Here is a 25,987-nt window from a genome sequence, read left to right on the forward strand (position 1 = left end):
TAGAGTCCTAATTAATAATCAGGTGAGAAGTGATATTGCTGCCCTTATAAGCCGTTATGGCTTTCTTTGTTGCCACCACATAAAAAGGATAGCTCGGGGTCGACTTGAAAATGGCCACTTAGCGTATTACGTCCGAGCAGCATGCGAAATAACATCGATTCTCGATTGGTTAGGGTCATTTCTGTAATAAACGTGTGAGAGGCTATCTGCAAAGCGGTTTCAATAACGTAGCGATCTTCTTTGTGGCCGCCAGAGTCTGTTACTTGTCGACGATCCTTGACTGGGGCTTCACAGATTATCTCGGGGCCAGAAGTGCCTTGCTGTGGGTGCAAACCAAAGCGAACCCACGGGGTATCCTGACGCTCAAAAGGTTCGACGAAAAAAGCATGCAGCGCCGAGGTTTTAGCACCGGTATCAACTTTGGCTTTAACATGGAATGAGCCAAAATCCGGGAACATGACCCACTCACGCCAACCAACGCAGGTTTTTTTTTGCATGCCTACCTCTTGTATCCAACATTCTTATATCACCCCATTCGCTAAGCGATTAAAGGCATAACTGCCACTCACTATAGCAGTTAATTCACAGAGCGTGTCTAGGCTTATATTCAGAAGAAAAAGATCATTGGTGAAAACTTTTAGTGTTCAAACTAACTGAAAATTAGTGAGCTAAAAATATCTTTGTCATGTCAAAAAACTATGTTAAATAGCGCCCATGAATCTTGTTCTAGCTGCAGGCAGGCCAAGATTCGCATCTTTAGAGTATTTCGTGTGAGGTAGTAGAATGACTGAAGATCACGATGAAGACACCTTTATGGATGATGAGATCGAATCGGAAAAAGCTGAAACCGTCCCGGCTCACAGTAAAGACAATTCTCAGCGTCAGTTAGAAATGCGTCGTCGCTTGGAAGATCGATTAGAAAGGCGCCGTTTGCGTGATGAGCTAGGCTTTGACGATATGTGGGAGTTGGAATTGTAAATCGCAGCTGAGGCGGGTCATGTACTCGCCACGGTTTTTCGTTCAGGCGCGCGGTGGTTAAGTATGGTACTTTTATATGTCAGAAACTAACTGACAATAATAAATAAGCATATGCCAGAAACTAACTGACAATAATAAATAAGCGCTGGTCTCAAATGTTCAAAACGCTGCGGCTCGAAAAGTCACTATCCGTGTTGGTGTTTGTCACCGCATTGGCATTATTCGGACAAGATTGGTTATTGCAGCAAAGCCATGTGTTAGTGTTGAACAAACACACCCCCGTTCGTTTTTACAGCGATAAAGTTGCGGGCGGCAATAGTGAGGCGCAGTTCTTAGCTAAAACCCCCAATAACTTCACCTGGCGCTGCAACCTTTTGGAAGGTAATGCCTACCCCTATTGCGGCTTGGAAATTATTCTCGGTGAAAGTGTCAGTCGTGGCTTGGATTTGAGCCGCTATAAGCAAGTGCGTCTTTGGTTTGATTATCATGGTCGCAATAAGTCGGTTAGGATTTTTCTGCGTAATTTTGATCGGCGCTACAGTTTGGTGAGTGACGAAATCACAACGAAATATAACCAAGTGGAGTTTGAGACAAATTCCCCTCAGGGTTATTACGAGTTTTCCTTTGATGATTTCTTTGTCGCAAATTGGTGGCTACGTGAACACAGTATTGCCCCCGGTTTGAGCCACCCTCAGTTTGATAACCTCGTAAGTTTTGAAATTCAAAGTGGTTCGTCCCATCTTTTGGGGCCACATCAGTTTACTTTGCGTCGGGTTGAGCTTGTAGGACAGCGCATCGATACAGCAGATTGGTACTTGGCCATTATTCTGGCCTGGGGTGGCTTGGTGTTGATCTTTTTACTCTATCGCGTCGTTAAGCTGTCAGGTGAGGTGCGCGAACGCAAGCGGCGCGAAGCGGAGCTGATAGAGGTGAACGCCCTATTGGGTAGCCGTAGTCGAGAGTTAGAGAGTTTGGCAGTAACGGACTCTCTGACAGGTGCTTTCAACCGCAATGGTATCAAAGAGGCCGTCAGGCAGGGTTTGTGGGAATGGCGGCATGGTCGTAAACCTTTGTCCATCGTGATGATGGATGTGGATCATTTTAAGAGTATAAATGATACCTTCGGTCACGGCGTTGGCGATGAAGTTTTAACGAGTATCACCGCTTTAGTTAAAAGCAATATTCGAACCACGGATATGTTGGCCCGCTGGGGTGGGGAAGAGTTTGTTCTTGTGTGTCGCAATACCCATCGCCATTACGCCGCGTCTACCGCTGAAAAACTGCGCGACCTAATCGAGAAGCAGCACTTTTCTGAAGTGGGTACAGTCACGGCAAGTTTTGGTGTGGCCAGTCTGGGGGATGGGGCAACCATTGAATCGCTTTTTAAGGCCGCTGATGCGCCCCTGTATAGAGCTAAAGAGGCAGGAAGGAATAGAGTGGAGGTGGTTGCAGAATAAAAGCTGGCAAATGTTACGGGCTTTGAACTGTTTCGCAGTCGGTGCGAAACAACTCCCCATCTTCAAGTCGCAGTGCCGTTAAGCATCCGCCCCACACACAACCGGTATCCAGCGCCGTTACATTGGCTGCATCCGCTTTTCCTTCCAGTGCCGCCCAGTGTCCAAAAATGATTTTATTGCCCCGGCAAAGGTGATTGGGGTGAGCGAACCAAGGTAAAAAACTTTTACCGTGGTAACGAGTGGGAGCTGACTTGTTTTCAAATTCCAGTTCACCCTCGGCCGAGCAAAATCGCATACGGGTAAAATAGTTAGTGATCAGCCGCAACCGCTCGTGGCCGATTAATCGGTTGCGCCAGCGATTGGGTTTATTGCCGTACATATTGGCTAAAAAGTCATTGATATAATCGCTTTGTAATACCGCTTCTACTTCACGCGCATGGGCTGCGGCTTGTTCCAGGTTCCATACGGGAGGAATGCCCGCATGAACCATTGTGTAGCCAAGCTCTGTATCCGTGTGCATCAATTTGCAGCGCCGCAGCCACTGTATCAGTTCGTCGCAGTCGTTGGCGCGCAATAAATGGTCAAGGGTGTCGAACGAACTTTTCTTCTTGTAGCCGTAGGCAACGGCGAGAAAATGCAAGTCGTGATTACCTAAAACGGCTGTTACGGCATCCCCCAGAGAATACAGGTAGCGCAATGTTGCCAGCGAGCTTGGACCGCGATTGACCATATCGCCGGCAATCCATAGCCTGTCGTGCAATGGATTAAACTCAACTTGGTTCAGCAGTCTCTGAAGGGGCTTAAGGCAACCCTGAATATCGCCAATTGCGTAGGTGCTCATTTGCTGCCCTTAATGCAGTGCGCCCGGGTGAATCAATGCAAATAATGGAATGGCTGCTTCAAATTCGTCCCCATTGGGATGGCGCATTTGGTAGTGGCCCTCCATGGTGCCAGCCTGAGTTTGCAGTACGGCGCCGCTGCTATAACGATAGAAGCTGCCGGGCGCGATAGTGGGCTGTTCTCCTACCACGCCTTTACCCTGAACCTCCTGGACTTGATCTTCGGCGTCGGTAATGCGCCAGTAGCGGCTGATCAGTTGCGCCGCCTCAGAGCCCTGATTGTGAATAGTGATGGTGTATTTAAAGGCATAGCGGCTTTGCTTTGGAGCGGATTGCTCGGGCAGGTAGCCGGTTTCAACTTCTATGGTGATATCGCTCATGATCCTTGCTGTAATCGTTCGTCTATGGCGTCGCTGAGGGTAACAAACTCGGCAACGCTGAGTGCTTCGGCTCGCAGTGATGTATCCACTGGTAAGCCTTCCATTTGCTCTGCACTAAGCAGAGATTTTAGCGCATTGCGCAGAGTCTTGCGGCGTTGGCCAAAGGCGGCCGTTACCAGCTTTTCCAGGGTTTCAATATTCTGGGCTGGGTGGGGTAGTGCTTTGTGTGGTACCAAACGCACAATGGCTGAATCCACCTTTGGCGCTGGGTCAAATGAACCGGGCGGCACATCGAACAGCCAGGCGACATCGCAATAATATTGGACCATAACGCTCAAACGCCCATAGGCTTTATCGCCGGGTGTGGCTGCAAGCCGTTTTACCACCTCTTTTTGCAGCATAAAGTGCATGTCCTGAACCTGGCTGGCGTAGCTTATCAGGTGGAAAATGAGCGGCGTGGAAATATTGTAGGGTAGGTTACCCACAATCCTCAGCGGTTTGCCGTTTTCGCTTAAACTGGCAAAGTCGAATTTCAGTGCGTCAGCCTGATGTAGCTGAAACCCCGGATGCTTTTCAAACCGAACTTTCAGCCAGGGCACCAGATCGCGATCCAGCTCAATCACGTGCAGCGTTTCGGCAGCTGCGGCCAGTGGTTCGGTTAATGCGCCCTGACCCGGGCCAATTTCCACAATCACCTGGCCCGCTTTGGGGCTAACCGAACGGGCGATCTGCTGGATAATGCCGTGATCAATCAGAAAGTTTTGCCCAAAGCGTTTGCGGGCGCGATGGGGGTTGCCGGGGGCTGCGGGTTGTTTCATAACGGATTAACTTGTTGGCGCGTGCGGACCATACCGCAGGCGTATTCGAGGGCGGTGTGAAGGCTGCCGTTGTCGGCTTTGCCGCTGGCGGCTAAGTCTAAGGCGGTACCGTGATCTACAGAGGTGCGAATAATCGGCAAGCCCAGAGTAATATTGACGGCTTGGCCAAAGCCTTTGTATTTCAGTATCGGCAGACCTTGATCGTGATACATGGCCAGTACGGCATCAGCATCTTGTAAGTATTTGGGGGTAAAAAGGGTGTCGGCCGGGAGTGGGCCAATCAGGTTAAGACCTTGCTCACGTAGCTCGTTCAGCACCGGCTCAATAACCTCAATTTCTTCGCGCCCTAAGTGACCGCCTTCACCTGCGTGCGGGTTGAGTCCGCACACTAAAATACGGGGTTGGGCGATGCCGAAATGCTGGGTCAAATCTTTGTGCAAAATGCGTGTGACATCAGTAAGCGCTTTGGGCGTAACAGCCGCCGCAATATCTTTTAATGGCAGATGAGTCGTCACCAGCGCTACGCGAAGCCCCTCGGTTGCGAGCATCATCACCACTTGAGCGGTATTTGTACGCTCGGCTAAGTATTCTGTGTGGCCGCTAAATGGTATACCCGCTTCGTTGATAACTCCTTTGTGCACAGGGCCGGTCACTAATGCATCGAAGTGTCCCACCGTGCAGCCATCGATAGCGGCGTCCAGCGTTTTTAACACATAAGGGGCATTGGCCGAATTAAGCTGGCCTGCAACCGCGGGGGCCGTTAGCGGGATAGGTAATACATGCAGCTGACCCGCCTTTGCAGGTTGGGTTGAGTCGCTGGCGGCGACCGTTTTGATTTGTACCTCTAGCCCGAGGGTACAGGCGCGCTCGGCTATCAGCTCGGGGTCAGCGATGATGACATATTCATCAGTCTGGGGTTGCTGCGCCAGGCTAAGTACTAAATCGGGGCCGATACCGGTCGGCTCACCTGGTGTGATCGCTATACGTAATGGAGCTGTGCTCATTAGCTCTCGGCACCGTCAACATCTTTAATGTCTATATAGGCGTTATCACGCAGTTCCAGCTGCCAGACTTGTAACTCTTCGTTAAAGCGGCGCTCTCGCATCATTTGCGCGGCTTTGTTGCGAATAACCACATCGCTTAAATCTTCCTGGCGGCGATCAACCACTTGTAATATGTGCCAGCCGAACTGGCTTTTAAAAGGGCCGGCAATGCCGCCGATCTCGGTTTCGGCCATCGCCGCTTCAAAGGCGGGTACAAAGGTGCCGGGATTGGCCCAGCCTAAGTCGCCGCCGTTGAGCATCGAGCCAATATCCTCGGAATTTTCCCGAGCCATTTCGGCAAAATCAGCACCATCTTCAATTTGCTGCTTAATGTCGCTCAGTTTTTCCTGAGCGGTTTCATCGTCCATGATTTCGCTGGTTTTGATCAGGATGTGGCGTGCCTTGGTTTGCTGTACCAGTTGCTCGCCGCCGCCGCGTTGTTCAAAGTTTTTCAGCAGGTGAAACCCCGCCCCGGAGCGAATAGGTTTCGACACTTCACCAACTTCAAGCCCGTCGACCACATCGGCGAACAATTCGGGCAATTGCGCCAGTTTACGCCAGCCTAGGTCGCCACCCTCAAGGGCGGTCTGGTCATCAGAGTTGCTGATGGCAAGCTGGGCGAAGTCCGCCCCGTCTTGAAGACGCTGATAGAGGCTTTCGGCCTCTTGTTTTGCGGCTTCTACTTCATCGGGAGTGCTGGAGCCGGATACGCTGATTAAAATATGGCCCAGGCGATAATCCGGCGAAGTGGCAAACTTGCCGTCACTGGATGACAAAAAGTTATCGATTTCCTGCTCGGTGACGCGAATGCGGTTGTTAACAACGCCCTGTTGCACTTGATTCAGCAGCAGGTCGCGACGAACTTTTTCGCGGAGTTGATCCAAGGTCATGCCGTCGGCTGCCAGGCTTGCAGCCAACTCGTCCATCGAGCTCATGCCGTTATTGGCCATAATTTGCTGCAGGGTGTTGTTGAGCTGCTGATCCGGGATTTCGATGCCATAGCGCGCCGCTTCTTCGAGTTGCAGCTGTTCGAGAATGAGTTGGTCGAGAATTTGTTGTTCCAGTACATCCATGGGCGGCAGCTGGTCATATTGCCCTTGCAAGCGTTGTAACACGGCGTTTTTACGCTCATCGAACTCGCTTTGCAGAACCACGCCGTCGTCGACAATGGCAATTACCCGGTCGAGTACTTGAGTTTCGGCCAGCGCGGTAGTACTGAGGCAAAGCAAAAAGGCGCTGCCGATACCAGTAAGCTTGCGTGCCAAGCGAGGAAATGTCGTGGTTTTGTTTCGCATAATGTCGTCGCTGTGTTTAAAAATTGTCATTGCGTTGGTCATAGCCCAACACGGTTTTGCCTAGCAAGTTGCCGATTCTGTCGCTGATGCTGCCCAGGCCTTTTAATTGCAGGTCGAGCATCCAGCCATGGTCGTAGTCATCGCTATTCACGGTTTCTAGCTGATTGCCGGAGTTGTAATCGAAATTAAGCCATTTTCGCCACATAAGGCGAACTCTGTAGCAGCAATCGCTGTATTCGAACCCAGCGTAAGAATCGAGTTCCAGATTGTAGGTAAAATCGTAGTTAGTGCGCGCCATGATGCTCCAATTATTGGAGATCGGCAAATACGCGGCCAAATCGATCTGATCTAAACTGTGCTCAGTTGTGTACTGGCCATCTATACCTAAATTCGCAGCGTTATCTCGCACATTGCGGGTATAACGATAGGTCAGGCTGACCAGACGGTTTTCGTCATCGGCGTATTCAAGCAGTGCGCTGGCGCTGGATAAATAATGTTGGTTTTGGTCGTAGAGCAGGTCGCTGGTGATATTAAGCGAGTCGCTGATACGGGCGCTGATTCGTCCGGCAAATTCGGACCATTCGTAGGTTTCCTGCTCTGGTTGATACAAAGGGTTTAAGGCAACCTTGGGGGCGCTAAACCGATGGATCTGTCCTAGCCCCAGGCTTAAATATTCTTCACCGGTTTGAGCCGATAAAAAGCGGCTGGTTACACCCCAGGCCAGTTGGTTGGCATCGTCTATGCGATCGTGACCGGTGTAGCGGGTCGTGCGGAATATCTGGTTGTAGTCAAAGGTCAAGTAGCGCGAATCGAACAGAATGGGCGCGTTGGTGTCGTTCAACGGGTTGTAAATGTCCGAGTGATCTTCGTAGTCGCTGTAAAAATACAGCACGCGAGGCTCAAGGGTTTGAATAAAATGACTGTCGCCCACGTTGCCAAAGCGCTCAAATAATAAGCCCATATCAAGGCTGGCTTGTGGTGCCACTAGCGTTGGGGTGCTGTCGTTGACCGTCGGGTCGGGTGCCGTACTATCGGCATCATAAGCCGCCTGTTCAAGGTCATAACTGAGGGTCTTAACGCCTATTTTGGGGGTGATAAAGCCCCATTCCCAGCGCTTGTTCCAGGCCAAATTGTAATCTGTGTTGATTCGGCTGCCTTCCACAAGCCGATTGGTGGGGCTTTGGTAGTGTTCCGTAATACCGAATTCGGTAAATTGGTTGTCCAGAGTGATTTGCCAGTCGTCTAAATGGTATTGGCCAAACGCATAAAGGTGCGGTAGTTCTTTATAAGGTTTTTGTTGTGACTGATTTAGGTAGCGAGTTTCTCTTGCGCGGGCCCCGAATTGCCATGAGTCCGCGTTATAGCTCACCGTGCCGAGCTTTTGTATGCTTGTTTGATGCTCTACATCGATATCGCTGGTGGTAATGTCTCGCAGGTAGTCCACATCGCTGATGTCTGTATAGCTGATATGGGTTTTTAAGCGAGAGGTCTTACCCCCGTCCTGATTGAACTGCACAATCCAACGGTCTTGTCCTTTATGTGGGTAGGCTTCCTCCGGGGTTAGCTCGCCGCTGGCAATATCATTCTCTGCCTGGCGGTCATAACCCCCTTTGTCGTTGTGTAAGTAAGCGCCAGAAACCTCGGTAGAGAAAAACGTGCTTAAGTGGCGCAGCTCGGTATCCCAAAGGGCTCCGCGTTTGTCCATATAGGTAGGGGTAAACGTGGCGTCGAGCTGGGGGGCGATATTCCAGTAAATAGGTTGAGAGTATTCAAACCCGTTGCGCTCACTGGTGCTAAAAGAAGGAAAAAGTAAGCCGCTTTGTCGCTCGTCCCCTACGGGAAAGATCAAATAAGGCACGTAAAGTACGGGGATATCTTTAATTTCGAGCCGGGCGTGTTTAGCCGTACCCAGGTTGCGGTCATTGTCGACGTTAAGTTCGCTGGCGCGAAACTTCCAAAATTCGTTATCTGGTTCACAGGTCGAAAAACTACCATCGCTGAGTTGTAGAACTCGGTTGCCAAATTTATTCAGCTGTTTGGCCGTGCCGTGAATCCGCGCTTGGTGTAAAACATATTCGGCTTCCTGCAGGCTGGCGTCTTCACTCGCCGAATTCAGTTTTGCGCTATCGGCATAGATCAGCAGCCCTTGTTCGCGCAGGGTTATGTCGCCAGAAAGGTCTAGGGTATGGCTTGTCTGGTCAATCTCGGCTCTGTCGGCCTTGAGCATACGAGGCCCTTGTTGAATGACCACGTCGCCCTCTAGGATGATTTGAGTTCCTCCTGCGGTGCGAAAACTGTTGGCTTGCGCGTCTATTGGCAGCTGGTCGTAGGCTAGCCCATTATCTACTGGCTGGTAAGGATTGACATAAGCGCCACAACACCCCGGGGGCATGGCCTCAATCGCTTCGGGGGGAAGATTTTCAATGGTTACCCAGTCTAAGCGGTGTGCTGATTGCTGTGCCGCTTGGGTAGAAAGACCTATGGTCGCCGTTAGGGCGGTTAAAGCCTGTGCTAACCGATTTCTTGAAGGTCTAACTGCCATCAATAACTCTCAAATCATTGCCGTTTTGGGGCTGCAAACTAAGCGGGCAATTCTACTGTAAAACGACCCTTCAGGACTAATTTGTTGCCGTCGCTTGTGCTTAGGGGGGCAAATAGGCTACAACGGATTCGATTTGAAAGGTGTAGTAGGTGAGAATAACGTGCGTTCAGAAACAGACTCGCGTCTGGTACAGCTTAATCAGTGGGTCGACCAAGCGTTGGGCATAGAGGCTACCTTGGTCCCGATGCAGGGCGACGCCGGTGGGCGGCGCTACTTTAATATTGAGCAAAAACCCGGCTGGCTGGCGGTAGATGCCCCGCCGGAAACTGAAAAAGTAAAACAGTTTTTATACCTGTCTGGCATCTTCGGTCGCCATGGGGTGCCTGTTCCTTCCATAGTTGCGACAGAGGCCGAAAAAGGCTTCCTGTTGGTCGAGAATTTAGGCGAAGGGTTATTTTCCAAACATGTCAATGCAGAAACCGCCCCGGTTATTTACGGCGAAGCACTGCTTACGCAACTGGCGATGGCGCAAATTCCCCTTGAAGGAGTATCCGTCCCGTTATTTGACCGAGAGTTTATTCTGCAAGAATTGGGCATTTTCCGAGAGTGGTTTGTGCAGCAGATGCTTGGTGTAAAGCTGGGCGTTGAGGATATCAAGGTTCTTGATACGGTGTTCGAGTTATTGGCTCGTGAAGCTCTGCAGCAGCCATTCGTGTTTATGCATCGTGATTATCACTCCAGAAATATCCTTTTGGTGAATGGCAAGTCGGTGGTTATCGATTACCAAGATGCCGTTGTCGGTCCGCTGACTTACGATTTGGCGTCTTTATTAAAGGACGCCTATTTAAGGCTGCCACCTGAGGATGTTCAGCGCTGGGCGTTGGTATACGGTGATATGGCCCGTGAGGCCGGGCTTTTGACGGATGTATCGGTGGATTCGTTCATCCGCAGTTTTGACCTAATGGGGCTGCAGCGTCATTTAAAAATACTGGGCATCTTCGCGCGCCTGCATCTGCGTGATCAAAAATCAGGTTACCTGCACGACCTGCCACGGGTTATAGGTTACGTGCAGGAAGTTTGTGCCCGTTACCCCGAACTTAGCGTTTTTAAGGGCTGGTTTGAAAAGGTCGTGTTGCCGACCTGCAGGACTCAGGCGTGGTATAGCGAAGATGAGCTTTATGTAACCGCCTACTATGCTGGTGAACATCCATGAAAGCCATGATTCTCGCCGCCGGACTCGGCAAGCGCATGCGCCCTCTAACTGACCGCATTCCCAAGCCGCTCATAGAGGTGCGCGGAAAACCATTAATTGAATGGCACTTAGAGCGCATCGCCCGTGCCGGTATCACCGAGGTGGTGATCAATATATCGTACCTCGGGTATATGATTCGCGAGCATGTCGGGCGTGGTGAGCGATGGGGGTTGAGTGTTGCCTATTCCGAAGAGCCAGAACCGCTTGAGACGGGTGGGGCGATAGCTTATGCAGCTAAGTTGTTAGGTGGCGAGCCTTTTGTACTTATTAATGCCGATATATATACTGACTTCGAATTGAAGTTCTTGCTGGATCGAGGGTTGCGGAACAAGGAGCTCGGCTGTTTAATTTTGGTTGAAAATCCAGAGTTTAAACGTGTGGGAGATTTTTGCCTTGATAATGGCAGGCTAAGCCATCTACACGACTCAAAACTAATTGGCCACACATTTTCAGGGATTAGCTTGCTGAGCTCCGAGCTGGTTTCAACCTTTGCCAGTAATAAACGAATTTTCCCGCTAATAGAGGTTTTTCGCTGGGCAATTAATAGCGGTAAGCTTGCAGGTGAGGTTTATCACGGCGCGTGGAGTGATATCGGCACCCCGGAGAGGCTACTGGCGGCGCAGAAGCTTTAAATCATTTACGCCTTTATTGCCGAATAAACTGCTTTTCAATCAGCGTTGAAATCAGCACCCTTGTATAAGCAGTTTTATCCTTTTTGGCAATATGGGACTCGTCCGGCAAGTCGAATTTTTGCAGTTCAGGTACATCCCGAAACGTAATTCCGGAAAATTGATGTTGGTTGATAAAGGCATCCCAATAGTTATCTCTTGGATATGCAGTGTCGGCTAGCGCCTTCTGGCGAGCTTGTACGGGTGGTTCATAGAAAATGACGCTTCCGCCCCTAGATTCGATGGCGCTAACCCATTGCGCTACGCGAGTTAAGGCACCCAACCATTTTTCGGGCGGTGGTGGTGGGTTGTTTTCAAGATCTTGTGCTAACCCTTGAGCAAAATGGTCGGCTAAGTCTTTGTTGTTAACCAGATCAAAATCAATATACCCGCTGCGATTACTATGGATGAAAGAGTGGAATCTAAAAGGTGGCCCAGCGTTGGATATAGCTCGTACCAAAATAGCTGAAAGGCTATGTGCAGGGCGAGCTAATGCCATATTTTTTTGCCACTGGGTTAAAAGCATTCGGTGAATCTTCCAGTTGGGGCTCCATTGGTCTTGATAGTAGTCACCATAAGCCTCCTGAGCTAAGTGATTCGATGTGTGAAGCCCTCTTGCGTCGATATCCAGCAATACTATACCGTCGAAAGACTCCGATTCTGCTAAATGTTTAAGGGTTGCTAATGGGTAGCGACCATTGACCGCCAGCATAGATGGGGCGTGACCAGGTAGCATCAAGTTAACTGCATCTAAATCGATGCCGAATTGAGTTCTTGATGCTCCAGCAAACACAAGTGAGTTAGGGTGGTTAGCTATATCGCGTTGTATAGACCACAGCATGGGAGAGTCAATAACGGCAGGCTGATAACCTTTTGTTCGCAGTACGTTTTCGTACCAGCATATCCCGAAAACAGATGTGCACACTAAAGTTGCAAGCTGAAGCCAGCATTTTGCGGTGCTCAACTTGTTAAAACTGGAAGTAGATAAAAGCATGGCTATCTCCAGGGGAAGTGATGATGGCAGCAAGCAAAATGCCGGCAATGGCTCCACTGATTATGGCGGGTGTACGGGAAAATAGATCGGCCTCTGTGCGATTGTGCATGACCCATTGATAGCAGACGACGAGGCAGGTTGCACCAATGGCCATATATTGCTGGCTGGTGAATTCAGGGAGAGTTGCGTAGGAGTCAAAAGAAAACATTGTGGCGGACATTTGTTGAGCAAACTCTAGGCTTGGTGAGCGAAACCAGATCCATGCGTAAGAAACGGCGCTAAGTGTTATTAAGCGGGCGATTAATCGGGTAAAGGCAGTTTTCCGTATTTTTGAAGGGGTTACGGTTTGTACAAGACGCTCCGAGATCAAAAATAAACCGTGTAAAAGCCCCCATACAATAAACGTCCATGCGGCGCCGTGCCACAAGCCCCCTAAAAGCATGGTTATGACGAGGTTGCGATAGGTTTTAATAGTTCCTTTGCGGTTACCCCCTAAAGGTATATATAAATAGTCCCTGAGCCAAGAGGATAGTGATATGTGCCAGCGGCGCCAAAAGTCTGAAAAGCCCAGAGCGCAATAGGGGTTTAAAAAGTTAACCGGAAGTCGAAAGCTGAACAGTAATGCGGAGCCTATGGCGCAGCTGGAGTAGCCCGCAAAATCACAGAAAATTTGGCTTCCGAAAACCAGCGCCCCCAGCCAGGCAATATAAGCCTGGCTGGGCGGGGGGGCGGAGAATATATCGTTAGCTGTTGGCGCTAAAAGCGAGTCCGCTAACACGACTTTGGTAAAAAGGCCCCAAATGATCAATGACAGGCCAATAGTGTTTGATTGTAAGCTGGTTGATCTGGGGGTTTCTATTTGTTGTTGCATTTCAGTCCAGCGCACTATTGGGCCGGCGACCAGCTGAGGAAAGAAGCTCACATAGAGTGCATAGTCGCGCCAGTTGCGAACGGGTTTAAACCTCCGGTAATAGACGTCGATACAGTAGGATAGGGAGTGAAACGTATAAAACGATATACCGATTGGAAGGATTATGTCAGCTGGTGAGCTTTGCCAATTCAGCCCCAAATTTGAGGCGAGTACGGATAAGTTGTCGGTTAAAAAGTAGTGGTATTTAAAATAGCCAAGAACCCCTAGGTTCGTGGCAAGGATGCCCCAAAGCCAGCGTTTGCGAGTGGTTTTGTTTTTGGATTTTGCCATTTTAAGGGCCAGCCACCAATCCAGCGAGGTGGTCAAAATGAGCAAGGGGAGGAACCAGGGGTTCCAGGCCGCATAAAAAGCATAGCTTGATAGTAGCAGTAGGCTTTTTTTATGTCCCCAAGTCGGGCAGCCATAATAGAGCAAAAGGGTGAGAGCTAAAAAAACAGGGTATGTTAAAGAGTCGAATTGCATGGGGTGTTCTAGGTTTGGTCGTCAGCGCGTTTTTAGGGCGACGGCGAATTCTAATTGTTTCTATTGTATATCTCCTTGGCTATCGGAGTCTCTAATGTTGTTTGGCTGTGATAAGCTTTCGCATCATCATAGTTCTAGTTTCATGAGGTAGATACCGTATGCAGCCGCCCATAATTGCCCCCTCAGTCCTTAATGCAGATTTTGCCCGCTTGGGTCAGGAGGCCGAGGCGGTGCTGGATGCCGGCGGTGACTGGTTACACTTGGATGTAATGGATCATCAGTTTGTGCCGAACCTGACGGTGGGGCCAATGGTTTGTCGTGCTTTACGTAATTATGGGGTGAGCGCGCCGATAGATGTCCATTTAATGGTGGAGTCGGTAGATCCGCTTATTGAATCTTTTGCGAAGGCTGGTGCGTCTGGTATTAGTTTCCACCCGGAGGCGGTTCGCCATCTGGATCGATCTATCAACTTGGTGCGCGAGAGTGGCTGTAAGGTTGGGTTGGTGCTAAATCCTGCTACCCCCTTGGCTCTCGTGGAAGAGGTTCTGCCGGAAATTGACATGCTGCTAATTATGTCGGTTAACCCGGGTTTTGGGGGGCAAGCATTCATTCCTTACACTTTGAACAAGATTGAGCGGGCGCGAAAGCTAATTGATGCATTAGATAGGCCGGTAAGGCTTCAGGTGGACGGAGGTATTAAAGTGCACAATATCGCGCAGGTAGCTGCTGCCGGTGCTGATACGTTCGTGGTGGGCTCGGAGATATTTTCAAGCGAAAGCTACGGCGATGTGATCAAGCAGTTAAAGGCCTCTGCTACTGTATAGCGATTGTGCATCAATAGGGGCGATTCTACCTAAGCTTTAGTTTGTAACGGCTTGCTGTAGCAGAAAAAATAACGTTTAAAAAATGTCGCGTTTGGGGCTTCCCTGCGGCGCAAACAGCAGGTAAACTGCCTGCGTCGATTAAAGCTAGGCTCAGTTTTTTAATTGGTGGGTTGGTCTACCGGTTAATTGTGACGGCAGTCAAACTTTTTTGTGCCGACGCTGGCCGCATCAATTGGCGTACCAAAATGCTCGGGAAGGCTATTGTGAACCCTCGGGCGCTATGGTAAGTTAGAACGCGATTGGGTGTTCGTAGAGCATCTGGCCGGTCATGTGCTGGTGGTAATCGAGTTTGTGAGGCTGCCTCGCGGCCTGCTAACAGAAAACAATACGATACTTTGTAACTCTAGGAGCTAGAAATGAAGAAAAAACTTCTACCTTTGGCAATGCTGGCGGGACTGGCTGGTGCAGCAGGTACCGCCCAAGCCGTATACGTCAATACTGATGGCCACGGTGAAACCCTGATCTATCCATTCTTCAGTGTGGAAGAAGGTCAAAACACTTACATCAACGTGACCAACACCACCGACCAGTACAAAGCGGTTAAAGTGCGTTTCCTGGAAGGTCAAAACTCTGCTGAGGTTCTTGACTTTAACTTGTACCTGTCTCCTGAAGATGTGTGGACTGGTGCTATTGTTGCTATTGAAGGTGGCGGCACTAAAGTAATCACTCGCGATAACTCTTGTACTGTGCCTTGGATTCCTCGTCCTAACGCTGAAGGCGAAGGTTCTGACGGTGTTGAGTTCCGTACTTATGAGTACCAAGGTGATGGTGGCGACCAAACTGTAGCCCGTACTCAAGAAGGTTACGTAGAACTGATTGAAATGGGTGTGATCACCGACCCAGACGTACAGGCTGAAATTCAGCACAATGCTGCTGGCATGCCTGGCGACTGTGACGGCTTGCGCGCTCGTTGGATGGAAAATGGCGTTAGCCCAAGTGCTACTAGCGAGAGCTTTGAAAACCCAGCTGATGTAGTGGGTAACGGTTACTGGACTGCAACCCCGAACGAAGGTTTTGCTGTTCAAGCTGACCAAGACACCGAATACACCTTGGGCGGTCTGTACGGCTACGGCGTACTGATTAACCCAGCGGAAGGTTCTGGTTCTGCTTACAACGCTGTTGCGTTGGATCAGTTCTTCGGCGCGGCTGTTGTAGATGGCCTGTATCAGCCTCAGCACACCAACCCAGGTACTACTCTGCCTTCTTTGGGTAGTGCATACGAGATTGCTCAGGTTATCGATGGCAACGCTATCGTAGATGAAGTTATGACCACTGGTTGGGACGCGGTTTCTGCCGTATTCATGCACGATACTCTGTCTAACGACTTTGTATTGGATGCTGCGGTAAATGCTGATACCGATTGGGTAATCACCATGCCAACCAAGCGTTTTTACGTAAACCAAGGTTTGGATTCAGATGATGAGCCAAACGATGCTCTGCCTCCTTTCACCAATGCTTGGTCAGGCGGTACTGCTTGTGAAGTGGTTGGTATTGAAGCTTGGGATCGTGAAGAAGCTGTTACTGAGTTGACTGGCGACATCGACTTCTCTCCTCGTCCGCCTGCTGCTGATGGTCCAGAGCCTTCTTCAATCTGTTCAGAAGTGAACGTATTGACCTTCGACGATGCCTCTGCTGTTTATCCTTCTCCTCGCATCCAGTACGGTATGCCAGAGTTGGGCTTCGAGAATGGTTGGGTTCGTTTGGATTTCTCTAGCGATACTGCCGGTGAGCGTGAGCTGGAAAGTGCTGATGGCGCCATTTTTGAAGGTCTGCCAGTAACTGGTTTTGCTGTTCAGAAGTTCATCAACGGTTCTATGGATGGTGGTACTTTGGCCAACTACGCTTGGTTAGTGCAGCACAACTACACTCGCTCAATCACTCCTTCTTCTCTGTAAGGTTTGATTTAGTAAGAGTACTAGAACGCGGCCTAAGGGCCGCGTTTTTTTATGCCTGAAATTTATATGGCTGGCGTTCGTTGTAAAAAACTGTGCACAAAATTGACAAGCGGTTGTCAAAAGCGCTTAATAGGGAATAGTAATTTAAAGTTGCGCGCATATAATGAACATTATTAAATGTCGGGCAGGCAACCTGCGCGCAAATTAAAATCAATAGATTTGAGCCCTGAGACTGCATCAAAAGTAATGCGCTAGGGACTATAAGTTTTAAAAAACTTTGAAATGTGAGGGTGATATGAAAAAATTTTACAAAACAGTCTTGGCCTGTGCCTTGGCCGCGGGTTCCGCGGTTACGCTTGCGGACACTGTTGAAATACTTGATGGCCAGGGTGATGTGCTGGTTACTTATTCAGCAGATGCTATTACTGTTCAAAGCGGTACGATAACAGTGAGTAACGGCGTTTATCAGGGCGGTACCATTCCCGGCGCCGGTGGCGCTGGTGTAACTTGTGACCCGCTGACAACTACCATTGAAAATGGGGTCTGTGTTGGCTCGGGTGGTGGTTTGAGTTGTGGCTTGGGAACTGAGCCTGATGCTACTGACTCAGAGTGTGTCCCGGCAACGCCACCTACGCTCAGTATTAGTAGCAGTCCTACGTCTATGGGCGATGGTGTCAGTTCGGCGACATTAACTTTCCAGTTTAGCCGCCCGGTGACTGGATTTAATGCTAACGATATTAGCGTTAGTCCTTCGAGTCACACTCTGACTGGGTTTTCTGCAGTGGACAGTGATACCTTCAGAGCCACGATAAACCGTAGTGGCAATGCATCCGGCACTATTAATGTTAGTGTGAGCTCAGGAAGCTATCAAGGTACCAATGGCGCCTCTGGAGGCGGTGGTAGCCGGTCTATCACTTTGGTTGGTGGTAGCACTAATGTTGGTAACTGTGAAGTTCCAGCCAATGTTACATTAAGCAATATATCGGCATTGAGTAGTTTTGGTATGGCTACAGCTCTGATCGAGTTTGATATACCACGGTCAGAAGTGTTGTCACGGGCATTCACTACCACAGGTGGCTCAGCCAACGGCCAAATTAACCTCGGCGGCGATTCTGGCACCAGCGAGGATATGCGCAACATGTGGATTTCGGAGTGTCCCGGAGGTGAGCCTGTGTCTAATCGCTGTGAGCGCCCAGGTAACTTGACTACGATGCGCTGGATTCAGGGAAGCTCTAGAGTTGCTTGTTCGCTAGATAAAAATGCAACTTATTACTTTAATATTTCATCGGACTCTTGCAGTCGCTCTTCGGGCTGTCGGGCCATTATCCAGCATTTGGGTGGCTGGTAATCTATAGGTTGGAACTTTGATTTTTTCGTAAGATCAAAATGGCGCAAGCTTCGGCTTGTGCCATTTTTCTTTAATGGGAGTGATATTTTGAGTGTAAGACAGTTGGGGTTAATCGTTGCTGGTCTGTTTTTACCGGCAATAGTTATGGCCGCAGAGAAAGATGATGTATTGGCGCAATATGAAGAAATTAAGGTTACTCAGGATGATATGCGTCGTTACTTACAGTTTTATCTGCCTGAAGAGAATCGCTCGCTTGCTCTAAAAGGTAACCTTCATCAATATGTTGGTAATATTTTAATGATGAGAGCGTTGGCGCTTCAGGCCGAGCGCAATGGGTTGGGAATAGATTCTGAGCAGTTGGCTTGGCAGCAGGAGTATCAAAGCGTTGTATGGCAGGTTAAGGCTTATCAGGACCACTTGATCCAAGAGGCGCAGAAAAATGTTAATTGGGACGCTAGGGCGAAAGAGCTCTACTTAGCTGAGCCTGAACGCTTTTACACCCCGGATAAAGTGAATGCATCCCATATATTGATCCAAACCAAAGACCGAAGTGATGAAGAAGCACAAGCGCTAATAAGCTCTATCCGTCAGCGTGCTTTAGACGGGGAGTCCTTTTCTGAGTTGGCAAAAGAATACTCCGATGACAAGGGATCTAGAAAAAAGGGTGGTAACCTTGGGGCTTTTGACTCTACGCAAATGGTTCCGGAGTTTTCTGAAGCCGCTTTCGCCCTTCAGCAGCCAGGAGATGTGAGTGGAGTCGTTAAAACTCAGTTTGGCTATCACGTTATTTTATTGAATGAAAAAATTCCAGGGTCAAAAAAGCCTTACGAAAAAGTAAAATCGCAGTTGATAGAAGAATTAAAAGAACGGTCGGCTAAGAGTACGGTTGAGGCTACGTTAACCGAGCTTCGCTCAGAGGTTTATAGTCGTCAGCTGAATACCGAAGCGGCTAATGAACTAAGAGCAGAATATGGGTTGGAACCACTTCCCGAACTCTCCCCAGAAGATTAACAGTTGGCAGATAATCACGTGAAAATCGGAGAGATATTAACTACAGCCAATAAGCTTTCACATCGAGACTTAGAGCGAGCTCTTTTAGCCCAGGCAGAAATGGGGGGCTATCTCGGTCAGGTGCTTATCAAGTTAGGCTTAGTGTCAGAACAGGATATGGCAGAGGCTCTGGCCTCGCAGCTGCAGGTTCGCTTGTTGCGCTCGGAGGATTACCCCGTGGAGGCCCCGGTAATAAGCGGTCTTTCTGGCGCATTTTTGCAGGCGAATAATGTTGTCCCTTTAGTGGTTGGCGATTGTCCGGAATTTGCCGCGACTGTGCCTCAGGATGATTTTATTCGGCAGGCTTTGCAGATGGCAGTAGGGCGCCCTGTTAAGCTTCATTTGGGGTTGGAGGGGGATGTCGCTACTGCTTTGGCTCGCTTGGTCCAGCAAGCAGATTCTTCCGAAGAAGAGCAAGACGAGGGGTTATACGGCGGCGAGCTGGAAGATTCGGAGTTTGTGGAGCATTTACGTGATTTGGCGAGCGAGGCACCGGTTATTCGGCTTGTGAACCAGATTATCCATCATGCCTTAGAGGTTGGTGCCTCTGATATACACGTGGAGCCTTTTGATGACAGGCTGCACTTACGTTATCGAGTTGATGGTGTCATTCAAGAGGCGTCTGACCCGCCAGATCTTACGTTGGCTCCTGCCATCGCTTCTCGCATAAAACTGTTATCTCGAATGAACATTGCAGAAAGGCGTTTGCCGCAGGATGGGCGAATAATGACACGGGTGAAAGGGCATGAGCTGGATTTGCGAGTGTCTACTATTCCGACGGTGCATGGCGAAAGCATTGTTATGCGTGTGCTTGATCGAGACAGTATTCAATTGAGCTTGGAGAGTATGGGGTTCGCTGAGGACACGCTCATGCGTTACCAGGCTTTATTGCAGCGTCCACACGGGGTATTGCTGGTGACCGGGCCAACGGGGTCGGGCAAAACCACCACACTGTATGCGTCTTTGGCGACCTTAGATGCCTCAGAGCTTAAAATAATTACGGTTGAAGATCCTGTTGAGTATCAGTTGGATGGCATTAACCAAATACAGGTTCAGGCTCAAATTGACTTGACGTTTGCCCGATCGCTGCGAGCAATATTGCGGCAAGACCCGGACATTATCATGATTGGGGAAATGCGGGATGGTGAGACGGCCCAAATTGCGGTGCAGTCCGCCTTGACAGGGCATTTGGTGTTATCCACATTGCATACTAACACCGCGGCCGGTGCTATTACCCGACTTGAGGACATGGGTATTGAGCGTTACCTCATCACGTCATCGGTTAATGGCGTTTTGGCTCAGCGGTTGATTCGAACCTTGTGCGAGAGGTGTAAAGCACCTCGAAAACTGCATGAAGGAGAGGCGAAAAGTGCCGGTTTGGACGCCTTTTTAGCTAAGGGGCAGAATCAAGTATACGAAGCCGTTGGTTGCGACTCCTGCAAGCAAAGTGGCTATAAGGGGCGAACGGCGATTCACGAGCTATTTGTCATGGACGGTAGCATGCATAAAGCTGTTCAATCTGGGGCGGACGCTACTGAGCTTCATGCTACGGCTCGTCGCGCTGGTATGCGAACTCTTTATGAGGATGGTCTTAAGAAAGTTGCTTTGGGTGTAACTACGTTAGATGAAGTTATGCGTGTAACTCAAGACCAGACAGAAACGGCTGAGTTTGCTTGATCCAACCTTTATAATACCCCTTTGATCATAGTCTGATCCTACCAGTCTACATTAAGGTCCCTATGCCTGAGTATTATTACAAAGCTGCTAAACGCGATGGGAGTCTCGTCCAAGGAAGCATTGAGGCGGATTCTGAGGTTGTCGCTTCGGGCCGGTTACGGGCCCAGGGCATGGTGGTTATCAGTCTGGCGGGGGGAGCGTCTGGTACAGGTAAAAGCTCGAAAAAAGGCATAGGGAAAAATCAGGTTTTATCCTTTACCAACGAGTTGGCTGTATTGCTACGGGCTGGCTTGCCGATTGATCGCGCGCTTAAAGTGTTAATCGACATGGCGCCCAATCTTGCTGTGCAACAAGTTTATGAAGGTATTTTGGGAACGGTAAAGGGCGGCAAAGGCTTTAGTGTCGCTTTAGCCGAAAGATCCGATTTGTTTGATGATTTTTACATCAGCATGATTCGCTCAGGGGAAGCTAGCGGAAACCTGGCGTCTATATTATCCCGTCTAGCCGCTCAACTTGAGAATGCTAAGCAAGTTCGATCCAGCGTTGTCTCCGCATTGATATATCCCGCCATTTTGGCTGTTGTCTCAGTGGTGTCTGTTTTGGTTATGCTTGGGTTTGTGGTGCCACAGTTCGAAGCCTTGTTCGCGGATATGGGGGAGTCTTTACCGCTTGTTACAGAGCTTGTAATTGCAGGTGGAGAGGCGATAAAGAATAACGGTATCTTCTTGGTGGTGCTAATAGGGGTGGCAGGCTTTTTTGTTCGTCGTTGGTTGCGAACGGAGCAAGGCGCTGCTTGGCTTGATGCCTGGCTGTTAAAGCTGCCTATCTTTGGCGCTGTTGTCACTAAGTACCAAGTTGCGAGATTTTCCAGAACATTGGGAACTCTGCTTGAAAGCGGTGTCTCAATGCTCCAAGCAATAAGCATATCGGTGCAGACAGTTTCAAATAGTGTGGTGCGTCGCTCTTTGGAAGGGCTGGCACCGGCCGTAAAAGGCGGCGGTAGAGTTTCTCAGGCTCTGCAAGACAGTGGTGATTTTTCCCCGATGGTTATACAGATGGTGCGAGTAGGGGAAGAGTCAGGTCAGCTTGGCGATATGATGATCGAGCTGGCTAGGATTTATGATGACGAGGTGTCGGCCGGGGTAAAAAGAAGTTTAACATTGCTTGAGCCGATATTAATTCTGGGGATGGGGGGCATGATTGGCTTTATAATTGTGGCGATCCTAATGGGTATTTTGTCTGTCAATGATTTGGCAGTGTAGATAAGCAAGAAAAGGTGAGTGGAGTATGAAAGTACGACAGCAGGGTTTTACGTTGGTCGAATTGTTAGTTGTATTGGCTATTATCGGCTTATTGGCGGGACTGGTCGGTCCTAAGGTTTTAAATCAACTTGGCGGAGCAAAAACCGATACCGCTGGAGTGCAAATCAGGGACTTTGAGCAGGCGCTTGAAATTTATATGCTTGACACGGGTAAGTTTCCGTCCACTGAGCAGGGGCTTGAGGCTCTGGTCAGAGATCCAGGGGTAGCTGGCTGGGATGGCCCATATCTGCGTCGCAACGTTTTGCCTCAAGACCCCTGGAACAATGATTATCAGTATAAATTCCCGGGGGAAAATACTGAATTTGACGTACTGTCTTATGGGGCTGATGGAAGGCCAGGCGGTGAAGGTGATAATGCTGATATAGGTAACTGGCAGACTCGTTGAGTCAGATGAAACTTACTCGATGGCTGAATGGCTTTACTCTGCTTGAGCTGCTCATAGCGATTAGCATTGCTGGATTGGCGTTGGCTGTTGCTGCACCGGCATCTTATAAAATGTACCAATCGATGCAGTTTCGTGAAGCGGTTCGGGATGTGCGCAGAACTTTGGAGTCCGCGCGATATGCCGCCATAGTTTCCGGAAGCCCTGAATCTGTTGTTATCAAGCCCAGGCTCAGGAGTGTTGTCTTTGGCGAAGAGCTGGAGGTTATATTACCTGAGTATATTGAATTGGAAACAGAAGCCGCTGCCGAGCTCAGTACCGCTGATGATGAGGCCGTAATTCAATTCTATGGCGATGGCAGCTCTTCCGGCGGAACAATACGAATAGGTCGTAATGATCGATGGTTCAACCTCCATGTAAACTGGTTGCTCGGCCGAGTGGAGCAAACGGTCGACACAATATGAATTTTTTAAGGCCTCAAGCAGGGTTTTCTTTGCTCGAAATGGTGGTTGCGGTTGCCATTTTAGGGATTTCTTTGGGGATGCTTTACCAGGCTGCAGGTGGTGCGGTTCGAGGTGTGAGTGCCGCAGAAGACCATTCGTACGCCATCATTATGGCGCAGTCCCTGTTGGCTGCCCACAGCTCAGTCCCTCCTGATGGTTTGAGTGGAAAAGGTCAGACCGACGACGGCTTCTCTTGGGAATTATCAACGCGACCTGTTTTACGCGCAGATGGGCAAGAAGTTCAACTTAAATATTTAGATGTATGGGTACGCTGGGGCCGTAACAAAGAGGTGCATCTACCTACGGTCGTTCCTGTTGAGGTTGTGCCCCAATGAGAACGAATGTACGCGGCTTTACTTTGGTAGAGGTGGTCGTGGCGATCACAATATTATCCTTAATAATATTAGCGACAGTCACAGCGATGAGAACGCTGGCTGACACTCAAACTAAGCTGGAAACTAAGATCGACCAAGTTTCTACTATGGTTGCAGTGACGCAATACCTGAGAAAAACAATAGCCGACGCTCAACCCGTTACCTTGTTCGAGTTTGGGGCCCCAGTGGGTATATATTTTTATGGCACAAAAGACTCTATTCGTTGGGCCACACCGATAGCTATTCCTGAGCAGTCGCGTGGGGTATTAGGCGTGAGTTTAAGTCTTGTCGATGGAAAGGTGACTTTCAACCTTGATTCCACTTTATCTGAAAGTGACATTAACAGCGCAGGCTCTAAGACGTCTTATACTCTTTTAGAGGGAGTGGAAGAGTTGTCTGTGCGTTATCGCTCTAGTGTTTACGGCGAGTGGCTAGATGACTGGGGAGTCCAAAGAGCAGAAAATCAACTTCCTTCGCATATCAGTTTACGGCTAAAGGTTTCTGGCCGTTACTGGCCAGAAATTATTATAGCGACTTCGCAGGCAGGGCTATGAATATAGTCCATAGGCAGCGAGGTGTGGCCTTGGCTCTTTTGCTTTGGTTTATTGCCGCTATGACGCTCCTCGTGTCAGGTGTTATAGGTGTGTCGAAACAAGAGGTTAGGGCCACCCAGTCGATGCTAAGTCGGGCAGAGGCTGAAGCGATAGGGGATGGCATTGCACAGCTGGCCATTAATGGTCAGGTTTTTTCAGCTGCCGAAAATGGTCAGCAGCGCCAGGCTTGGATTGAGTTTGCCGGTGTGGTTGCCAAGTTAAGGTTTATTCCGGCTCAAGGCCTTGTGGATTTGCAGTTTGCAGACGTGGAGTTAATGACTTCTTTATTTGAAACAGCAGCCGGGGTCGAGCCCGGAGATGCTCGGGTGTTGGCACATTCTGTGATAGAGTGGCGAACCCCGACAAAAGCCCAGTCTCAGCAACGTGGAGCAGGGCCGAAAATACATGTTTTAGAGGATGTTATGGCGGTGCAAGGCTTCCGGCGTTCAATCTTTGAAGCTGTAAAGTGGCACGTTTGTATGGGGTGTAACCAGGGGCGTTTTGAGTCAAAGCTGGCGAGTGCTGATTTGGCAAGCAAGTTAGGCCGTGATGACGTGTTGCAAGAACAGGCAACTGATTCACAAGGGCGTAACCCCCTGCAGGTTATGGATGGGCGATTGGATGTTCGTGTCGCCTTGGATAATGGGTGGGTTGTTCAGCGTAGCGTTTGGATTTCCAAAAGGGGTTCAATTCAGCGCCGATTCAATCCGTTTAAAGTTTCCAGTATTGAGTTTGAGAGCGGCGATTTTGTCCAGTAACAATCAGTGGCAGTTATTCGGTTTCGACTTGCGCCAAATAGGCGCATTCTTTATAGAAGTTTGGCAGGAAATTTTTTGGTCCTTCCACTCTCCCGTTCGCAAAGTTTTGGATCGGCCGGTGCGTGTCTTCAGTGAGCAGACTGAGAGTTTAGACGAACATAACCCGAAAGAAACTGCAGCAGCATTAATGCTGCCGGAACATCAGTTTCTGTCCCGTTGCCTGGTTTTGCCAAGGGCTGCTTTAGCGAGCCTTAACCAGATTATAGAAGCAGAGGTCGCGGCTTCTAGTCCGTTTGTACCAGAAGATACGGTGAAAGCTTATCGTGTTGATCATCTTGATGGTCGTACAATCAAGTTAAGGCTCGCAATTGCGAATAAATTTGCTATCGCAGAGTTGTTACATCGAAAGTCTGCCTCTTCAGAAAACTTTGAAATCTGGGCACCCGTGCAAGGTGAGCCCTTGGTTTTTGAGGGCTTCGCTGAGTCTAAACGTAACTCCTTTTATAAAAAACGTCTGGTTAAGACCGCACTGTTATCCTTTGTGTGTCTTTTGGCTCTGATTTTTGTATGCAGTTTGCCTTGGGTTTATCAGTCTTTCAGGTTGGCACAACTGGAAGACTCTTTATCCCAGGGGCGTCAAGAGGCCCGTACGGCAATTCAGATGCGGGCGACCCTTTCAGAAAATAATGATCGGCTGAGTTTTCTACAGGCGCGGGCTAATGAATCTGCTCGGCCTTTATTGCCTCTGACAGTATTGACCGATCAACTTGATGACGATGCTTGGCTGTCTGGATACGAGCAAGAATCAGGCGTACTAGAAATTGATGGTTATGCTCAAAATGCCGCAGCATTAATTCAAAAGTTGACTGAAAGTGCTAATTTCTTCGGCGTTAAACCCACCTCGGCGATCCGGCAGGTAGGGAACAATAGCGTTGATCGATTTCGTTTGGAGCTACAGCTGCCAACTCATCGAGAGGGGGGCGAGAAGGTTGATTAGCAATTGGAGTCCTGCACAAAAGTTTATGGCCCTGCTTGCCGCTATTGGAGGCATTGCATTCCTTGTCGTGGTGGTTAAATTCTGGGGGGCAGCGTATAAAGCTCACCAGGAGATAGAGCGCATCGTTCCTCAGATTGCCCGATTAAAAGGCTTAGCCGGAGCAGAGGAGCAGTTAGAAGCGGCCGTTCAAAATTCTGAGAGTGTGTTGTTACAGCTCGTTTATCCAGCGTCGTCAGATTCTTCCGCGCTCGGAAATAACATGCAGCAACAGATGAGAGAGATTTTTAGGGAGGCTGGAGTAGATGTGAGTGGTAGCCAGGTGATGCCTGCTTCAGAAGAGGGAGTATTACAGCGTGTTCGGGTTAAGTTGAATGCCAGCACTGATATGCTCTCGTTGGTTTACCTGCTTGAGCTTTTAGATGCTGCGCGACCTTTAGTTGTGATCGACTCTATAGATCTCAAGCCTGAGCGCCGTAGAAATTCCTCTGGACAACAGCTTGATACTTCATTCGTGTTAAGTAGTTTTGCATTGCCGCAGAGTTAGA

At 49.3% G+C, this 25,987-nt stretch carries 26 protein-coding genes; 17 read left to right on the top strand and 9 right to left on the bottom strand.

Features of this window, described 5'->3' with window-relative positions:
* Nucleotides 1-44: 44 nt before the first annotated feature.
* Nucleotides 45-497, bottom strand: coding sequence for an ATP-dependent zinc protease family protein (locus D568_RS21985; RefSeq protein ID WP_020208109.1), 453 nt, complete (start codon nt 495-497; stop codon nt 45-47).
* A 286-nt stretch (nt 498-783) separates the two neighbouring features.
* Here D568_RS21985 and D568_RS0103115 point away from each other — a divergent pair, with 286 nt between their 5' ends.
* Nucleotides 784-978, top strand: a complete 195-nt coding sequence (locus tag D568_RS0103115) for a PA3496 family putative envelope integrity protein (RefSeq protein ID WP_020208110.1) — start codon at nt 784-786, stop codon at nt 976-978.
* A gap of 155 nt (nt 979-1,133) precedes the next feature.
* On the top strand, nt 1,134-2,435 hold the full coding sequence (locus D568_RS19045; RefSeq protein ID WP_020208111.1) for a GGDEF domain-containing protein: 1,302 nt from the start codon (nt 1,134-1,136) through the stop codon (nt 2,433-2,435).
* 13 nt (nt 2,436-2,448) lie between these two features.
* Here D568_RS19045 and D568_RS0103125 read toward each other — a convergent pair whose 3' ends face one another.
* The 6 genes from D568_RS0103125 to D568_RS19050 are packed head-to-tail and all read right to left on the bottom strand — an operon-like array spanning nt 2,449 to nt 9,352.
* Nucleotides 2,449-3,276: a symmetrical bis(5'-nucleosyl)-tetraphosphatase gene (locus D568_RS0103125; RefSeq protein WP_020208112.1), complete on the bottom strand. Its 828-nt coding sequence runs from the start codon at nt 3,274-3,276 to the stop codon at nt 2,449-2,451.
* 9 nt (nt 3,277-3,285) lie between these two features.
* A complete protein-coding gene (apaG, locus tag D568_RS0103130; protein ID WP_020208113.1) occupies nt 3,286-3,654 on the bottom strand; it encodes a Co2+/Mg2+ efflux protein ApaG in 369 nt (122 codons plus the stop codon).
* On the bottom strand, nt 3,651-4,472 hold the full coding sequence (gene rsmA / locus D568_RS0103135; RefSeq protein WP_020208114.1) for a 16S rRNA (adenine(1518)-N(6)/adenine(1519)-N(6))-dimethyltransferase RsmA: 822 nt from the start codon (nt 4,470-4,472) through the stop codon (nt 3,651-3,653). Before rsmA ends, apaG begins: the two co-directional genes overlap by 4 nt.
* Complete coding sequence (pdxA, locus tag D568_RS0103140) at nt 4,469-5,476, bottom strand: 4-hydroxythreonine-4-phosphate dehydrogenase PdxA (RefSeq protein WP_020208115.1); 1,008 nt, start codon at nt 5,474-5,476, stop codon at nt 4,469-4,471. Before pdxA ends, rsmA begins: the two co-directional genes overlap by 4 nt.
* The gene (locus D568_RS0103145) at nt 5,476-6,840 is read right to left on the bottom strand and encodes a peptidylprolyl isomerase (RefSeq protein WP_020208116.1); all 1,365 of its coding nucleotides are present in this window, start codon (nt 6,838-6,840) and stop codon (nt 5,476-5,478) included. The genes pdxA and D568_RS0103145 overlap by 1 nt, the downstream gene beginning before the upstream one ends.
* Nucleotides 6,827-9,352, bottom strand: a complete 2,526-nt coding sequence (locus tag D568_RS19050; RefSeq protein ID WP_020208117.1) for an LPS-assembly protein LptD — start codon at nt 9,350-9,352, stop codon at nt 6,827-6,829. The genes D568_RS0103145 and D568_RS19050 overlap by 14 nt, the downstream gene beginning before the upstream one ends.
* Before the next feature lie 160 nt (nt 9,353-9,512).
* On the opposite strand from D568_RS19050, the gene D568_RS0103155 reads away from it, so the two are divergent.
* Both D568_RS0103155 and murU read left to right on the top strand, forming a co-directional pair.
* The gene (locus D568_RS0103155; RefSeq protein WP_020208118.1) at nt 9,513-10,565 is read left to right on the top strand and encodes an aminoglycoside phosphotransferase family protein; all 1,053 of its coding nucleotides are present in this window, start codon (nt 9,513-9,515) and stop codon (nt 10,563-10,565) included.
* Nucleotides 10,562-11,236 carry an N-acetylmuramate alpha-1-phosphate uridylyltransferase MurU gene (murU, locus tag D568_RS0103160; protein WP_020208119.1) on the top strand — a complete coding sequence of 225 codons (675 nt, stop codon included), beginning with the start codon at nt 10,562-10,564 and terminating at the stop codon, nt 11,234-11,236. The genes D568_RS0103155 and murU overlap by 4 nt, the downstream gene beginning before the upstream one ends.
* A gap of 13 nt (nt 11,237-11,249) precedes the next feature.
* Here the strand turns inward: murU and D568_RS0103165 are convergent, their stop codons facing one another.
* Both D568_RS0103165 and D568_RS0103170 read right to left on the bottom strand, forming a co-directional pair.
* The gene (locus D568_RS0103165; RefSeq protein ID WP_020208120.1) at nt 11,250-12,266 is read right to left on the bottom strand and encodes a hypothetical protein; all 1,017 of its coding nucleotides are present in this window, start codon (nt 12,264-12,266) and stop codon (nt 11,250-11,252) included.
* Nucleotides 12,241-13,467 (bottom strand): MBOAT family O-acyltransferase, encoded by a 1,227-nt coding sequence (locus D568_RS0103170; protein ID WP_169334781.1) that lies wholly within the window; start codon nt 13,465-13,467, stop codon nt 12,241-12,243. The genes D568_RS0103165 and D568_RS0103170 overlap by 26 nt, the downstream gene beginning before the upstream one ends.
* A 350-nt stretch (nt 13,468-13,817) precedes the next feature.
* On the opposite strand from D568_RS0103170, the gene rpe reads away from it, so the two are divergent.
* The 13 genes from rpe (at nt 13,818) to gspM (ending at nt 25,986) form a co-directional block, all read left to right on the top strand.
* The gene (gene rpe, locus D568_RS0103175; protein WP_020208122.1) at nt 13,818-14,483 is read left to right on the top strand and encodes a ribulose-phosphate 3-epimerase; all 666 of its coding nucleotides are present in this window, start codon (nt 13,818-13,820) and stop codon (nt 14,481-14,483) included.
* 416 nt (nt 14,484-14,899) lie between these two features.
* Complete coding sequence (locus D568_RS0103180; RefSeq protein WP_020208123.1) at nt 14,900-16,438, top strand: hypothetical protein; 1,539 nt, start codon at nt 14,900-14,902, stop codon at nt 16,436-16,438.
* A gap of 295 nt (nt 16,439-16,733) precedes the next feature.
* Nucleotides 16,734-17,786, top strand: coding sequence for an Ig-like domain-containing protein (locus D568_RS0103185; RefSeq protein WP_020208124.1), 1,053 nt, complete (start codon nt 16,734-16,736; stop codon nt 17,784-17,786).
* An 87-nt stretch (nt 17,787-17,873) separates the two neighbouring features.
* Nucleotides 17,874-18,797 carry a peptidylprolyl isomerase gene (locus tag D568_RS0103190; protein ID WP_157497600.1) on the top strand — a complete coding sequence of 308 codons (924 nt, stop codon included), beginning with the start codon at nt 17,874-17,876 and terminating at the stop codon, nt 18,795-18,797.
* 3 nt (nt 18,798-18,800) lie between these two features.
* On the top strand, nt 18,801-20,513 hold the full coding sequence (locus D568_RS19060) for a GspE/PulE family protein (protein WP_040516029.1): 1,713 nt from the start codon (nt 18,801-18,803) through the stop codon (nt 20,511-20,513).
* A 62-nt stretch (nt 20,514-20,575) separates the two neighbouring features.
* The gene (locus D568_RS0103200; RefSeq protein ID WP_020208127.1) at nt 20,576-21,775 is read left to right on the top strand and encodes a type II secretion system F family protein; all 1,200 of its coding nucleotides are present in this window, start codon (nt 20,576-20,578) and stop codon (nt 21,773-21,775) included.
* A gap of 25 nt (nt 21,776-21,800) precedes the next feature.
* A complete protein-coding gene (gene gspG / locus D568_RS0103205) occupies nt 21,801-22,220 on the top strand; it encodes a type II secretion system major pseudopilin GspG (RefSeq protein WP_020208128.1) in 420 nt (139 codons plus the stop codon).
* A 5-nt stretch (nt 22,221-22,225) separates the two neighbouring features.
* Complete coding sequence (locus D568_RS0103210) at nt 22,226-22,681, top strand: prepilin-type N-terminal cleavage/methylation domain-containing protein (protein WP_157497601.1); 456 nt, start codon at nt 22,226-22,228, stop codon at nt 22,679-22,681.
* On the top strand, nt 22,678-23,055 hold the full coding sequence (locus D568_RS19065) for a type IV pilus modification PilV family protein (protein WP_020208130.1): 378 nt from the start codon (nt 22,678-22,680) through the stop codon (nt 23,053-23,055). The genes D568_RS0103210 and D568_RS19065 overlap by 4 nt, the downstream gene beginning before the upstream one ends.
* Nucleotides 23,052-23,648, top strand: coding sequence for a prepilin-type N-terminal cleavage/methylation domain-containing protein (locus D568_RS0103220; RefSeq protein WP_020208131.1), 597 nt, complete (start codon nt 23,052-23,054; stop codon nt 23,646-23,648). The genes D568_RS19065 and D568_RS0103220 overlap by 4 nt, the downstream gene beginning before the upstream one ends.
* 89 nt (nt 23,649-23,737) lie before the next feature.
* Nucleotides 23,738-24,445, top strand: a complete 708-nt coding sequence (locus D568_RS21810) for a hypothetical protein (RefSeq protein ID WP_169334782.1) — start codon at nt 23,738-23,740, stop codon at nt 24,443-24,445.
* On the top strand, nt 24,435-25,442 hold the full coding sequence (locus D568_RS0103230; protein WP_020208133.1) for a PilN domain-containing protein: 1,008 nt from the start codon (nt 24,435-24,437) through the stop codon (nt 25,440-25,442). Before D568_RS21810 ends, D568_RS0103230 begins: the two co-directional genes overlap by 11 nt.
* The gene (gene gspM, locus D568_RS0103235; RefSeq protein ID WP_040516031.1) at nt 25,435-25,986 is read left to right on the top strand and encodes a type II secretion system protein GspM; all 552 of its coding nucleotides are present in this window, start codon (nt 25,435-25,437) and stop codon (nt 25,984-25,986) included. The genes D568_RS0103230 and gspM overlap by 8 nt, the downstream gene beginning before the upstream one ends.
* The last annotated feature ends 1 nt before the right edge of the window (nt 25,987 follow it).

The sequence above is a fragment of the Gilvimarinus chinensis DSM 19667 genome (assembly GCF_000377745.1).
Taxonomy (GTDB): Bacteria; Pseudomonadota; Gammaproteobacteria; order Pseudomonadales; family Cellvibrionaceae; genus Gilvimarinus; species Gilvimarinus chinensis.

Coding starts and splice junctions, on each gene's coding strand:
- D568_RS0103210 (WP_157497601.1), top strand. CDS start 22,226: ATGAAACTTACTCGATGGCTGAATGGCTTTACTCTGCTTGAGCTGCTC.
- D568_RS0103180 (WP_020208123.1), top strand. CDS start 14,900: ATGAAGAAAAAACTTCTACCTTTGGCAATGCTGGCGGGACTGGCTGGT.
- pdxA (WP_020208115.1), bottom strand. CDS start 5,476: ATGAGCACAGCTCCATTACGTATAGCGATCACACCAGGTGAGCCGACC.
- D568_RS21985 (WP_020208109.1), bottom strand. CDS start 497: ATGCAAAAAAAAACCTGCGTTGGTTGGCGTGAGTGGGTCATGTTCCCG.
- D568_RS0103125 (WP_020208112.1), bottom strand. CDS start 3,276: ATGAGCACCTACGCAATTGGCGATATTCAGGGTTGCCTTAAGCCCCTT.
- D568_RS0103115 (WP_020208110.1), top strand. CDS start 784: ATGACTGAAGATCACGATGAAGACACCTTTATGGATGATGAGATCGAA.
- rsmA (WP_020208114.1), bottom strand. CDS start 4,472: ATGAAACAACCCGCAGCCCCCGGCAACCCCCATCGCGCCCGCAAACGC.
- D568_RS19065 (WP_020208130.1), top strand. CDS start 22,678: ATGAATTTTTTAAGGCCTCAAGCAGGGTTTTCTTTGCTCGAAATGGTG.
- D568_RS0103185 (WP_020208124.1), top strand. CDS start 16,734: ATGAAAAAATTTTACAAAACAGTCTTGGCCTGTGCCTTGGCCGCGGGT.
- apaG (WP_020208113.1), bottom strand. CDS start 3,654: ATGAGCGATATCACCATAGAAGTTGAAACCGGCTACCTGCCCGAGCAA.
- murU (WP_020208119.1), top strand. CDS start 10,562: ATGAAAGCCATGATTCTCGCCGCCGGACTCGGCAAGCGCATGCGCCCT.
- D568_RS0103145 (WP_020208116.1), bottom strand. CDS start 6,840: ATGACAATTTTTAAACACAGCGACGACATTATGCGAAACAAAACCACG.
- D568_RS0103200 (WP_020208127.1), top strand. CDS start 20,576: ATGCCTGAGTATTATTACAAAGCTGCTAAACGCGATGGGAGTCTCGTC.
- gspG (WP_020208128.1), top strand. CDS start 21,801: ATGAAAGTACGACAGCAGGGTTTTACGTTGGTCGAATTGTTAGTTGTA.
- D568_RS0103170 (WP_169334781.1), bottom strand. CDS start 13,467: ATGGCAAAATCCAAAAACAAAACCACTCGCAAACGCTGGCTTTGGGGC.
- D568_RS19045 (WP_020208111.1), top strand. CDS start 1,134: ATGTTCAAAACGCTGCGGCTCGAAAAGTCACTATCCGTGTTGGTGTTT.
- D568_RS19050 (WP_020208117.1), bottom strand. CDS start 9,352: ATGGCAGTTAGACCTTCAAGAAATCGGTTAGCACAGGCTTTAACCGCC.
- D568_RS0103220 (WP_020208131.1), top strand. CDS start 23,052: ATGAGAACGAATGTACGCGGCTTTACTTTGGTAGAGGTGGTCGTGGCG.
- rpe (WP_020208122.1), top strand. CDS start 13,818: ATGCAGCCGCCCATAATTGCCCCCTCAGTCCTTAATGCAGATTTTGCC.
- D568_RS0103165 (WP_020208120.1), bottom strand. CDS start 12,266: ATGCTTTTATCTACTTCCAGTTTTAACAAGTTGAGCACCGCAAAATGC.